The organism is Paenibacillus sp. FSL R5-192 (assembly GCF_000517845.1).
GTDB classification, from domain to species: Bacteria; Bacillota; Bacilli; order Paenibacillales; family Paenibacillaceae; genus Paenibacillus; species Paenibacillus amylolyticus.
On sequence record NZ_ASPR01000079.1, the window covers coordinates 1 to 12,890 of the forward strand.

At 47.3% G+C, this 12,890-nt stretch carries 13 protein-coding genes; 11 read left to right on the forward strand and 2 right to left on the reverse strand.

Annotated elements, in window-relative coordinates; genetic code table 11:
* On the forward strand, positions 1-1,614 hold a 1,614-nt coding region (locus C161_RS29560), incomplete at its 5' end, for an SbcC/MukB-like Walker B domain-containing protein (RefSeq protein WP_036674795.1).
* A gap of 588 nt (positions 1,615-2,202) precedes the next feature.
* The gene (locus C161_RS29565) at positions 2,203-2,547 is read left to right on the forward strand and encodes a hypothetical protein (protein WP_036674796.1); all 345 of its coding nucleotides are present in this window, start codon (positions 2,203-2,205) and stop codon (positions 2,545-2,547) included.
* Between the two features lie 768 nt (positions 2,548-3,315).
* Here C161_RS29565 and C161_RS29570 read toward each other — a convergent pair.
* Positions 3,316-4,449, reverse strand: coding sequence for a bifunctional cystathionine gamma-lyase/homocysteine desulfhydrase (locus tag C161_RS29570; RefSeq protein WP_036674797.1), 1,134 nt, complete (start codon positions 4,447-4,449; stop codon positions 3,316-3,318).
* Between the two features lies 1 nt (position 4,450).
* The gene (locus C161_RS29575) at positions 4,451-5,374 is read right to left on the reverse strand and encodes a PLP-dependent cysteine synthase family protein (protein WP_036674798.1); all 924 of its coding nucleotides are present in this window, start codon (positions 5,372-5,374) and stop codon (positions 4,451-4,453) included.
* 248 nt (positions 5,375-5,622) lie between these two features.
* Here C161_RS29575 and C161_RS29580 point away from each other — a divergent pair, with 248 nt between their 5' ends.
* From C161_RS29580 to C161_RS29620, 9 genes are all read left to right on the forward strand, one after another.
* A complete protein-coding gene (locus tag C161_RS29580; RefSeq protein ID WP_024628477.1) occupies positions 5,623-5,982 on the forward strand; it encodes a histidine triad nucleotide-binding protein in 360 nt (119 codons plus the stop codon).
* 232 nt (positions 5,983-6,214) lie between these two features.
* A complete protein-coding gene (rpsU, locus tag C161_RS29585; protein WP_005547957.1) occupies positions 6,215-6,388 on the forward strand; it encodes a 30S ribosomal protein S21 in 174 nt (57 codons plus the stop codon).
* A 15-nt stretch (positions 6,389-6,403) separates the two neighbouring features.
* Positions 6,404-6,847 (forward strand): GatB/YqeY domain-containing protein, encoded by a 444-nt coding sequence (locus C161_RS29590; RefSeq protein WP_017687237.1) that lies wholly within the window; start codon positions 6,404-6,406, stop codon positions 6,845-6,847.
* A gap of 282 nt (positions 6,848-7,129) precedes the next feature.
* Entirely contained in the window at positions 7,130-8,452 is a 1,323-nt protein-coding gene (locus C161_RS29595; RefSeq protein ID WP_051450046.1) for an NfeD family protein, read from the forward strand.
* Between the two features lie 158 nt (positions 8,453-8,610).
* On the forward strand, positions 8,611-9,621 hold the full coding sequence (gene floA, locus C161_RS29600) for a flotillin-like protein FloA (RefSeq protein WP_036615045.1): 1,011 nt from the start codon (positions 8,611-8,613) through the stop codon (positions 9,619-9,621).
* A gap of 13 nt (positions 9,622-9,634) precedes the next feature.
* Positions 9,635-10,234 (forward strand): hypothetical protein, encoded by a 600-nt coding sequence (locus tag C161_RS29605; protein WP_036674800.1) that lies wholly within the window; start codon positions 9,635-9,637, stop codon positions 10,232-10,234.
* A 180-nt stretch (positions 10,235-10,414) separates the two neighbouring features.
* Positions 10,415-10,708 (forward strand): sporulation protein YqfC, encoded by a 294-nt coding sequence (gene yqfC / locus C161_RS29610; protein ID WP_036674801.1) that lies wholly within the window; start codon positions 10,415-10,417, stop codon positions 10,706-10,708.
* Positions 10,705-11,898 (forward strand): sporulation protein YqfD, encoded by a 1,194-nt coding sequence (gene yqfD / locus C161_RS29615; RefSeq protein WP_036674802.1) that lies wholly within the window; start codon positions 10,705-10,707, stop codon positions 11,896-11,898. The genes yqfC and yqfD overlap by 4 nt, the downstream gene beginning before the upstream one ends.
* A gap of 6 nt (positions 11,899-11,904) precedes the next feature.
* Positions 11,905-12,876 (forward strand): PhoH family protein, encoded by a 972-nt coding sequence (locus C161_RS29620; protein WP_017687243.1) that lies wholly within the window; start codon positions 11,905-11,907, stop codon positions 12,874-12,876.
* Positions 12,877-12,890: the final 14 nt, after the last annotated feature.

Below are 12,890 nucleotides of genomic sequence, written 5' to 3' on the forward strand. Positions count from 1 at the left end.
GCTCCTGCCGCAGCCGAGGCCGCGCCTGCGGCAGCGGAGCCCGAGCCCGCCGGGTCGCCCGAACACGGGCGGCCCCCGGCAGGCTGGGCATCGCGTGCCGCTGCGCTGCGCGAAGCCGCGCAGGCGCTGGCTGGCGCAGCAGCGCCGCTCCAGGCCGAAGCCGCCGCGTTGCAGCAGGCGGCTGTGGGCGCGCAGCAGCGCCGCATGGAAGCGGCAGCTGCGCAAGAGGCCGGCCGTGCCGGGCTCGCCCAGGCGGAGCGCAAGCTGGCCGAGAGCGAGGCCGCAGCGGCTGCCTTGCAGAGCCGCTGGGCCTCGGAACTGCCCGGCATCGCTCAGGAGGAGGCCAAGGCCCTCTATCAGGCGATGCAGGAGCGCGATGCGCGCGCCGAAGACATCAAGGAACGTCTGAACAAAAGCGTGACGTTCCTTGAGGAAAAAGACCAAATCATTCAATCTCTCCAGCAGAAACTGGTTGAATTGGACAAACAACTGATTCAGTGGCAAACGGAGTGGCAGGGCAATAGCAAACAGCTGGCCGAGAAGGAAGAACGCTTGCGCCAGTGGGTTGGGGAGCAACGGGTAGAAGATCTGATTACTGCGGCTCAGGCTCGTCTGGATGGACTGCGGAAAACAGCTTCGGACTCGGCACAACGCTTCAAAGAAGCGGACACGCTGAAGCAGGAATCAGCCAAGAAAGACGTCATGGCACAGCAGGCAGCCGCCTCGGCCACAGAACATCTGCAACAAGCACAGGAACGGTGGAAGCAATTGCTGGAACAATCTCCATTTGACTCAGATGATGCTGTTGTATCCGCGGCAATTCCTGCACAGGAAGCAGAGCGACTGGCAGGGGAGATCCAGCAGCACCGGGAACGTGAGCGTGAACTGGCATCCCAGTTGCGTGAACTGGAACAAAAGCTGGGTGGTGCTGTCGTATCGGAGGAACAGTGGTTAGCCTGCACCGAACGTTTGCAGCAGGTCCGAATTGAGGACGAGGCTGCCCTTCGTGCCAAAGCACGTGCAGAACGTGATTTGGAGGATGTGGAGCAGCGACATGTTCGCTGGACCGAACTGGAGAACAAGCGGGTGGAGGTAAGCCGTCAAGGCGAACTGCTCAGCAAGCTGCAATCCGCGTTCAGAGGCAATGCTTTTGTTGAGTATATTGCGGAGGAACAACTGATGCAGGTTAGTCATGCGGCATCTCAGCGTCTGCGCTTCCTGACCAAACAGCGTTATTCACTGGAGGTGGATTCCGGTGGTGGTTTTGTGATCTGTGATGATGCCAACGGGGGAGTCAAACGACCGGTATCAACGTTGTCAGGTGGCGAGACATTTTTGACTTCGTTGTCACTGGCCTTGGCACTGTCGGCCCAGATTCAACTGCGAGGTCAGTACCCACTTCAATTCTTCTTCCTGGATGAAGGGTTTGGTACCCTTGACCCTGAACTGTTGGATACCGTCATTACGTCTCTGGAAAAATTGCATGACGATCGATTGGCTGTTGGTGTCATCAGTCACGTGCCTGAACTGCGTGCACGCTTGCCGCGCAAACTTGTGGTGATTCCGGCAGGTGAGGCCGGAAACGGCTCACGTGTGGTCTTGGAGACTCTGTAGAGGGCAATGTGTAAGCAATATAGATCATAGAAGCGCCTCTAATAGTCCAAGCAAAATGAATATTAGAGGTTGTTCAAAAAGTCCGCTTTTGATTACGAATGGTGCCTAGCGGCATCATCAACATCGAATATGGAATTCAGCTGAAATAAGTAGGGGCTTACGAAGGTTGTTTCCTTCGGAAACATTACGGTTGCTCACGTAGTTCTATCTATGCTCCGCTACTCCATTTCTAGCTTTATCCCGTCTTTTTGGTACTGAAAACCGCCCTTTTTAAACATGCACTATTACGTAATATTATTTTTGTGAAAATATTTCTTTTCCTGCTTTTATAACTTAGCGGAGTGAGTTACATCACAGATACAGGTTCATCCCACTGTTATACTACAGTTAAGCCGACAAACTTTATTTAAGTACCCCGGCGGACATCTGATCAGGACGTTTCCTGAATAGATGTCCGCGCAGCAGACTTCCAAGGAAGCCGCTCACGGGGTGCTTCTTTTTTGTGTTTTCTCATCAGTAGTGTCAATTCGCCCAGTTCTGAATACCATGAAAAGGTGATCAAGAGCAGAATCAGGGAGGCGTTGGCAAGTGGAAAAAGTGGAAGCGAAGAAAATATGCAAAGAACACATGCACCGTTATGTATGTGTACAGATGAATGACGGTATGCACTACGATGGCATTATGGAAAATGTGGATGACGAAATGATCTACCTGGCTGTTCCCGTTGGACCGGAAGCCATGGTGAATCATGCGAACTGGGCTCCAAATGCAATGCCTGGAGCAAACTATCCGATAGGTCATACTCGCGGATTTTATCCAGGTTACGGCTACCCTACACCTTATCCGTATTATGGTTATGGCCGTAGACGTTTTAACCGACTGGTGCTCCCGTTATTTGCGCTTACAGCGTTAACCCTTTTACCGTACTATTGAGATTAGAAAAAACAGTCATAACTGCAAGTGACACATTCTTATGTACCCTATGGGCATCCTATGAAAATCCTCGAAAATAACTAGCTGAGGATGGATGTTTCATTCATGGTACCGTACAGCATGAATTAGAGAGGTCTTATCACATACAGAGTCTCAGCCTGATGTATCGCAACAGTCTTTGCAATACAACTGGCAACATACCGAATATCTAAAAAGGTCATGCCTGTGCAGAAGCGAACTTCTGTAAGGCATGACCTTTTTTTGAATCTAATTAGTGTAAGGTCGATGATGAACGGATGGCACATAACGTGTATTTAACTACTGAAAGCAGACCTGGCCTGAACGTCCGCAGCAGCAATCGGTGTACTGCATCCTGAATATGCGAGAACGTCCTATGTGCAAGCTTACGATCAAGACACCGAAAAGCTTTAATTCTCTATCCCGATAAAAAGCTTCGCTTCGGGTGGAATCCATGCTGTTCTCTTGCCACGATTGGAGGAGCGGAGCATGATGTGAGCGCTGACGAATCTGAGGCATCTTATTCAAGGCTTTGAAGCGTCCTCAGAATTTTAAGGAATCTGATACACGTTATAACCGAATAAACAGCCGCTTTCAGCATTTTTTTGAGTTATTTCGGGAAATAACGTGCCTGATGTTCCTTATAATTTCAAATTAGCGCCTGAACGCCAAATGAGACGTCCTGTGTTCCTTAGAGAATGGTCAACTACCCATTCGCAAGTATCAGCCAGCACGGACTTCAAAATGCCCTTAACTTAATGCAGATTTCAAATCCTCAAGTAAATCTTCAACATCCTCGATCCCAACGGAGATCCGAATCAAACCATCCGTGATCCCCAATTCTTGCCGACGTTCATAAGGAATGGAGGCATGCGTCATTCGGGCAGGTACAGAGATTAAACTTTCCACCGCGCCTAGACTTTCAGCCAATGTGAAATAACGGACTTTGCTTAACACGTCATCTACTTTTTCAGCACTGCCTACATCAAAGGAAACCATACCGCCATATCCTCTCGCTTGCATGGAAGCAAGCTTGTGCTGCGGATGGTCGGGCAGTCCGGGATAATAAACTTTACTCACTGTTGGATGCTGATTCAGAAATGTCACAAGCTGCTCTGTATTGCGCTCTTGCGCTTCCATCCGCAATCCCAATGTTTTAAGACCTCGCATTAACAGCCAGGAATCCATAGGTCCCAGAACTGCGCCAATTGCATTTTGAATAAAATGCAGATCTTCACCAAGTTGCTCGCTGTTGACAACCGCAAGTCCTGCCACGACATCACTATGCCCACCGATATATTTTGTTGCAGAATGCAGTACAATATCTGCCCCAAGAACCAGCGGAGTTTGCCAATAAGGTGTACTAAACGTGTTATCCACGATGAACAGCAACTCATGTTGTTTTGACCATTTCGCTACAGCAGCAATATCGGTGACCTTGAGTAACGGATTGGTAGGTGTTTCTACATAAATGGCCTTTGTATTGGATTGCAAAGCCTTTTCCAGTGCTTGTGGTGAGGTAGTATCTACAAAGGTAGACTCGATCCCCAGACGACTCAGCACCTTGGTGAAAATACGGTAAGTCCCGCCGTATACATCATCCGTCAGAATGACGTGATCTCCAGTTTTCAGCAGAGACAGTACAGCGTGAATCGCAGCCATGCCCGAACTAAAAGCAAAACCTCGAACGCCATCCTCCAGCTCTTTAATGACTTCTTCCAACGCATGACGGGTAGGGTTGCCTGTTCGTGAATACTCGTATCCTTTGTGTACGCCAACCGATTCTTGCTCATACGTGCTTACTTGATAGATCGGTACACTCACTGCTCCAGTGTTTGGATCACCAACAATACCTGCATGAATCAGCTTGGTTTTTGGTCTCATTTCATTGTCCTCCATTATAGATATTTTGGCTTAAATACCGTTCGCTGCTATCCGGGAAAATAACGACGATGTTACTTCCGGGAGCTGCGTGAACAGCTTCGTTTAATGCGGCTTGCATAGCTGCACCTGAGGAACTTCCTACCAGTAAGCCTTCCAACAAGGCCAGATCCTTTACCCGCTCAAAGGCATCTTCATCTGAGATCGTATGAATGGCATCAAAGTAACTCACATCCATAAAAGAAGATAACGTTTCGACCCCTATTCCTTCTGTACGATGTGGTCCCGATGGACCTCCTGCGAGTATCGAACCTTCGGGTTCTACGATACATGTTTTAATTAACGGTTTTTGCTCCTTCAAATAGCGAGATACTCCCATGAAAGTTCCGCCAGACCCGGCTCCGGCGATATATACATCCACCTGCCCGTTCAGATCACGCCAAATCTCAGGGCCCAGATGTTCATAATGTGCGAGTGGGTTATCCGCATTGGAGAACTGACCTGGAATATACGAACCCGGTATTTCTTTCGCCAGCGATTCCGCCTTGCGTATGGCACCAGTGATTCCTTCGGATGTGGGTGTGTTGACGACCGTAGCACCGAGGGCTTTCATCAACTGCTGCTTCTCAAAGCTGAACTTCTGAGGTACCGTGAAAATGACCTTTAAATTCAGGCCTACAGCCGCCATTGCAAGACCAATTCCTGTGTTGCCAGCGGTAGCTTCAATCACTGTTCCACCTGGCTTAACATCTCCTCTTGCCAAGGCCTTCTCCAATAAAAACTTGCCGATCCGGTCTTTCACACTTCCTCCGGGATTCATGAATTCCAGTTTGGCGAACAGGCGGATTCCTTCCGGTAATGGATAACGAGTTAATTCAAGCAGAGGTGTATTACCTATAAGTTCCTGCACATGTTGATAAACGGTCAAATTAACCAATCTCCTTTTGTGTGTCATTAACCATACATATTTGTTTAATTGGGAAAAGTGCGTGATAAAACCATATTTCGATAAAAGAGCTTGGTATACAATCCAATGTTGTATAGTGTTCGGCTCGATGATAGATGGAGAGTTGACCTAGAATACCTGGTTGTGTGTCTAAAGATTGGACGTGGGTTTTTACTTTTAGTATGATAGAGGGGAATACATACACTGGAATACAAAGGAGGGTATGAACTATGGATTGCTTATTTTGCAAAATTGTAGAGGGCAGCATTCCCTCCAATAAAGTACTGGAGAATGACCATGTTATCGTTTTTCATGACATCCAGCCCGCTGCACCGACACATGTTCTTGTCATTCCGAAGAAACATATTGCTTCCATGAATGAAGTTACTGCAGAAGATCTGCCATTGATCGGCGAGATTCATCTGGCTGCTCAAGAAGCGGCGAAGCGTCTTGGCGTGGAGGAAACAGGATATCGATTAATCAACAATTGTGGTAAGGATGGAGAACAAACCGTTCATCATCTGCATTACCACTTGTTGGGTGGTACCAGACTTGGCGTGTTAACAAGTCTGTCCGATTCTCACAAATAAACGAGCTGATGGGTACTACTATTGAGGATTTAGTCATATGCATTAAATCCATGAATGTGTGACCAAATGCTTATATAATGAATCCATTTCATAATACCTTTGAGTTATAAAATGGATTCAAATAAGTGATCATTACATTGAGGTTGACACCTTTATTATCTTTCGCCTATAATGTAAGATGATGAACCGTGTTATTGCTCTTGGACGGTCTGGTCGGAGGGAGGGAAAACTGGTGTCTGAAACTAAAGTTCGCAAAAACGAGACTATTGATGCTGCACTTCGTCGTTTTAAACGCTCCATCGCTAAAGATGGCGTATTGGCTGAGGTGAAGAAACGTAAGCATTATGAGAAGCCAAGCGTAAAGCGCAAGAAAAAGTCCGAGGCTGCTCGTAAGAGAAAGTTTTAGGAGGATTTTAATTACATGAATCTTAGCGAACGATTGAACGAAGATATGAAGCAAGCGATGAAGAGTAAGGACAAGTTCAGACTCTCCAACATTCGGTTGATTCGTTCGACGATCAAGAATCTTGAAATAGATTTGAAAAGAGATTTGGATGACAACGAAGTGCTTGATATCCTGAGTCGTGAAATCAAACAGCGCAAAGATGCCCTCCAAGAATTTGACAAAGCGGGCCGTGAAGATCTCGCGGCAAATGCAAAAGCGGAAATTGAAGTACTCATCCAGTACCTTCCCACACAGCTTACCGAAGAAGAAATTAAAGTTATTGTACAGCAGACCATCCAGGAAACCGGTGCTTCTTCGAAAGCCGAGATGGGGAAAGTCATGGCGGCCCTTATGCCGAAAGTTAAAGGCAAAGCGGACGGCAAACTGGTAAATCAAGCAGTTCAACAATTTCTGCAATAAAGCAAATCAATAAACACCTTCTGACTTGTCAGGAGGTGTTTTTTCCATTTATCAGAAGGCATCATGTCCTTGGGATGACGAAATTTCTTTTTAATGGTTAATATATATTATTATGGATTTTTATTCTTGCAATTGATTGAGTTTTCAAATATAATTTTAAGATTTTGAAACGAAATGTTGCATTGCACGTAATAAATACCATAAGCTGGACAGTATAACATTAATGGAAAAGGGGGGACTATTGTGAAGGGAAAGCGCCGGAAGAAGCTTACGGGGCCATTGATGCTCTTAATGCTGCTGACGCTGTTGCTTCCTGTCTGGATTGGATCACCGTCAGCGCATGCAGCTGAGAAGAGTGGTGCCGTATATATTATTCCGGTTGATAAACCAATCGAGCAGGGACTTGGCAAGTTCATGGAACGCGGGTTCAAGCAAGCAGAAGAGATGAATGCTGGCCTGATCGTTCTTGATATCAATACGCCGGGAGGCCGTGTCGACACTGCAGAAGCATTGGGTACCCTAATTAAGGACAGTCCGATTGAGACTGTTGCATTTGTTCGTGGAGATGCTGCTTCAGCAGGGAGTTTTCTGGCTCTGAATGCAGATAAGATCGTAATGTCACCAGGCAGTATGATTGGTGCGGCAGCAATGGTCGACAGTACGGGTAAACATGTTGATGATCCAAAGCTTGTTGCATTCTGGAAAAGCAAAATGCAGGGAGCGGCTGAAATCAGTGGTCGTGATGGCAAGATTGCAGCTGGAATGACGGATGTTAACATCGTTGTTGAAATGCCAGAGATCAATAAAACCAAGCAAAAAGGTGAAATTATTGCTCTCTCGGCTGAAGAAGCGCTGAAAGTTGGTTATGCCGACCACATCAGCAACACACCGGAAGAAGCGGCAGCTTGGCTCGGTTACAGTCAGGATGACGTATTTAAGGTAGAACGAACAACAGCGGAGAATATCTCCTCTTTTCTTACCAATCCGGTTGTGATGACTGTGTTATTGTTCCTCGGAATCGCGGGTGTGATCATTGAATTGATTGTTCCTGGTTTTGGAGTTCCTGGTATTGTAGGTATCGTGTGTTTCGTGTTGTATTTCTCGGGTAATTACATTGCTGGATTTGCCGGAGCAGAGACATGGGTGCTATTTACCGTTGGACTCATCATGATGATTCTGGAGATGTTTATTCCGAGCTTTGGTATTCTGGGGATTTTGGGATCAATTGCGCTTGTGGCCGGTGTTGTAAGGGCTGCTTATGATACGAGTGATGCATTTGTATCTCTAGGTATCGCTTTTGGAGCAGCACTGGTAGTCATTGCGATCATCTCAATTATCTTTAAGGATCGAGGGATATGGAATCGCTTCATACTGAGTGATAGCATGTCTGCGGATCGGGGTTATTCATCAGCCACAGAACGTAAAGAGCTGGTTGGTCTGCAAGGAATCAGTCTGACACCACTTCGTCCTTCTGGAACAGCGATGTTTGAAGGGGAACGAATTGACGTTGTGACCGACGGAGATTTTATTCCCATCGATACTCCGATTATTGTGATTAAAGCGGAAGGTACCCGGATTGTGGTTCAGCAAGCTTTGCCGGTGTAACTCGCTCTGTTGTCGAAGCGGATTAACGCTTCGGCAATGTACATAACCACGTAGCTGAAGCTGCCAGCAAGGTGGTGCATTCTTTCATTTAGCAGCGGACTCAAGAGTGTATTCTCAAATATTTTTATCAAATTCAAATTGCAAATGGAGGAAATTAAATGGACACATCTATGATTACGATTTTGCTCATTGCGGTAGTAGGTATTATCGTATTGAGCGTATTCTTCAGCTTTTTCCCGGTTATGCTCTGGGTTTCAGCGATTGCATCCGGCGTACGCGTAAGTATTATTACACTGGTAGCGATGAGACTGAGACGTGTAACGCCTAGCCGTATCGTTAATCCAATGATTAAAGCAACTAAAGCTGGTCTTAAACTTTCAATGAACCAACTGGAAAGTCACTTCTTGGCCGGTGGTAACGTTGACCGTGTTGTAAACGCTCTGATTGCTGCACAACGTGCCAACATTCCACTCGAATTTGAACGTGCTGCTGCGATTGACCTCGCAGGTCGTGACGTATTACAAGCCGTACAGATGAGTGTTAACCCACGAGTTATCGAAACACCGATTGTCTCTGCGGTTGCCAAAGATGGTATTGAAGTTAAAGTTAGAGCACGGGTTACGGTTCGTGCCAATATTGACCGTCTCGTCGGTGGTGCTGGTGAAGAAACGATCATCGCCCGTGTTGGTGAAGGTATCGTAAGTACAAACGGCTCCTCCAATTCTCACAAAGACGTCTTGGAAAATCCGGATCTGATCTCCCGAACCGTATTGTCCAAAGGTTTGGATGCAGGTACTGCTTTTGAAATCCTGTCCATTGATATTGCTGACGTTGATGTAGGTAAGAACATTGGTGCCTTCTTGCAAACAGAGCAAGCAGAAGCTGACAAACGTATCGCTCAGGCAAAAGCCGAAGAGCGTCGCGCAATGGCCGTAGCCCAAGAGCAAGAGATGAAAGCACGCGTAGTGGAAATGAGAGCACGCGTTGTTGAATCCGAATCCCAAGTACCTTTGGCAATGGCTGAGGCACTTCGTAACGGTAAAATCGGTGTGATGGATTATATGAACCTGAAGAACATTGAAGCGGATACTCAAATGCGTAATACATTGGGAAAACCTGGTGAAGGTTCGAATTCCAACGATCAGGGTGATTCCAAAAACGGAAGATAGGCGGTGAGTGCATATGGGCCTATTTGAATGGATTTTTGATAATCTGTATATTGTGGCCGTCATCGGTTTTGCACTCTTCTCCTTCTTGGGGAAAGCTGCCAAATCGGCTGATCCGAACAAAAAGCGTCCTGCCAACGGGATGCCTACATTTGGAGGCAGTGGTGATTCAGGCCGGGATGAACGTTCAAGAGACAATTCATCTCCGCAGCAGTCTTCCGGACCTACAGACCCTCGCTATGATGAACAGTATGACGATCGGTATGATGACGTGCAATATGAGAATCAGTATGATGAGCCGTATTCGGAGCCTGCTGCATCTTCTCGCCCCGCAACTGACTACAGAAGTGAGGGCACGATGAGTGCGATGGCAAATTCACTTGAGGAACAGATGAGAGGCATGGAAGAACAGCAGCGCTTGATTGAAGAACGCTTGAATCGCATCTCTTCTGCGAATCGGCCAGTTGTGTCTGATTCCAGTTGGGATGAGACCAGCACCGATGAATCGGGAGCGTCTCCACTTCGTCCTGCTGATATTCGTACAGGTGTCCTGTGGGCAGAAGTACTGGGTTCCCCTCGTTCCAGGCAACCGTTTGGTACAAGAGGAAAACTGTAAACAAGTCAATTTATTGGACGGAAATAAAGCCGTCTCTGGTGAGCATAAAGCCGCCGGAGACGGCTTTTTCTGTGTTCTATCCTTTTTTCTCAACATTCGTCCCTAACACGCCCCGGAATTTTCATAATTTCATGAATCTGCGCATAAGTTGAACTGTAGAGGAAGGGGGAAGACCTTCGAATGACCCGGATCAGCCGCAAGCTGCGCAGATGGACCAGTGAAGTGTTGGATCTGCCGCAGGATGTGCTTTATGATATGCCACGGTTAACCCTGATCGGCAGTAAGCAACTGTATATAGAGAATCATCGCGGTGTCATCCATTTCACGCCGGATCGTATCGTGTTGGCTCTTTCCCAAGGCCAGTTAGAGATCAAAGGAACTGCCTTGGTGATACGTAACATTTTGCCGGATGAAGTAGCTGTTGAAGGAACGATTCTGGATATTCATATGAATGGAGTGGAGGGGAAGGGATGAAGCAGCCCAGTCTGTACAAACTGCGGGGAGCAGTCCGAATCACGGTCACTGGGGGAGACATTGAAACATTGATCAACACGGTGGCAGAGCAGGGACTGGAAGTGTGGAACCTGCGTGCTCACGATGGACGCGTGGCAGAGATGAACATTCTGCTGCCGCATTTTTTCAGGTTGCGTCCTGTGTTGAAACGGACAGGCTGCAGGGTGAAAGTAACCCATCGCAGCGGTTTCCCTTTTTTTGCGGCCCGATTATTGCGGAGGAAGTTCTTTCTTGGGGGTATGCTGTTTTTTGTGGCAGCTTTGTTTGCGTTGTCGTCCATGGTATGGAGTGTGGAGGTCAAGGGTAACGTCACCATTCCCACCGACGAGGTGCTTGCAGCAGCGAAGAAAGAGGGCATATATCCTTTGCAATGGGGGTTCCGTTTGCAAAGCCAAGACAAGCTCTCCAGGCAGCTTGCACTCGCTCTGCCGGATGTAACCTGGATTGGCGTGAGCAAAGAAGGGACAACCATTACCATTCAGGTCGTAGAATCGGCGCAACCAAAGCGCGAACCATTGCTGAATCCCAGGCATCTGATCAGTAAGTCAGATGCTGTGGTCACTCAAATCTATGCGGAGCAGGGACGCCCTGTTGTTCAGAAGGACATGCGTGTCAAAAAGGGTCAGGTATTGATCTCGGGGATTCTCGGGGATGAGGAGAACACCAAAACCATCGTTGCCAAAGGCGAAGTTCGTGGTCTGGTATGGCGTGAGTATCAGGTAGAGGTTCCGCTGGTGCAAAAACATAATACAATGACAGGTGAGAGCAAAGAACGTTTTTACATGGTGCTGGGGAATTGGGCGATTCAACTGTGGGGGTACGGAAGTACACCGTTCAGTTCATTTGATACCGAGAGTAATCATAAACCATTAACGTGGCGATCCTTTACACTTCCCATGGGTTGGCTGACAGAGAAAGATCTGGAGACCCGAGAGCATGAGCAACAACAGACGATAGAATGGGCCAGAACGAAAGGATTGGAAGGAGCAAGGAACGATATTACCGCCAAAAACGGCAAAGGAACAAAAATTATAAGTGAAAAAATTTTGCATGAGAAGAAAGAGAATGGTAAAGTTTATATGAAAGTCTTATTTGAAGTAGAAGAAAGCATTGCGGAAGAACTTCCGCTAGTCCATAGTCAAGGAGAATGAGGATATTTGTCAGAGCAAACACGCAGCATACAAATCTCGCTCCAGAGTGCGGGAGAGGGCCAATCTCTTTTTGGACCCCAAGATACTTTTCTTAAACTGATTGAATCCGAGATTCCCGCCCAGATTGCATCCCGTGAAGCGGAGATTGTGATTTTTGGCAACGCACAGCAGGTGGAATCGCTTGAACAATTATTTGATGTGTTACTGCAATTGATACGCAATGGATATGTGTTAACCGAGAGAGATGTGAAGTATGCGATTGAACTTGCCAAGGATATGCGGGCAGACCAGCTATTGGATCTGTTCAAGGGCGAGATTACAACGACATACCGAGGTAAACCAATCCGTGTTAAAACCATTGGACAGAAGCACTATGTAACTACAATTAAAAAACGTGATATTGTATTTGGCATTGGTCCTGCCGGTACGGGTAAAACCTACCTTGCTGTTGTACTGGCTGTTGCCGCAATTAAAGAAGGCAGCGTCAAACGGATTGTACTCACACGGCCTGCTGTTGAAGCGGGAGAGAGTCTTGGATTTTTGCCAGGTGATCTTCAGGAGAAGGTAGACCCTTATCTGAGACCGCTGTACGATGCCCTATATGACGTTATGGGACAGGAACAGACCGCTAAGGCACTGGAGCGAGGGTTAATCGAAATCGCGCCACTCGCCTACATGCGGGGGCGTACGCTGGATGACTCCTTCATCATTCTGGACGAAGCACAGAACACAACGCCGGAACAGATGAAGATGTTTCTAACCCGTCTTGGTTTTGGCTCCAAAATGGTCATCACCGGAGACGTGACACAGATTGATTTACCGCGTGGTAAGAAATCCGGGCTTGTGGAAGCGAATACGATCTTGAATGAAGTTAACGAGATTGGATTTGTCTATTTTGCCGAGCAAGATGTTGTACGGCATTCCCTTGTCCAGAAAATTATCGTGGCTTACAACCACGCCGCAGAAAATCAAGCATAGAAAGGGATTGTCTA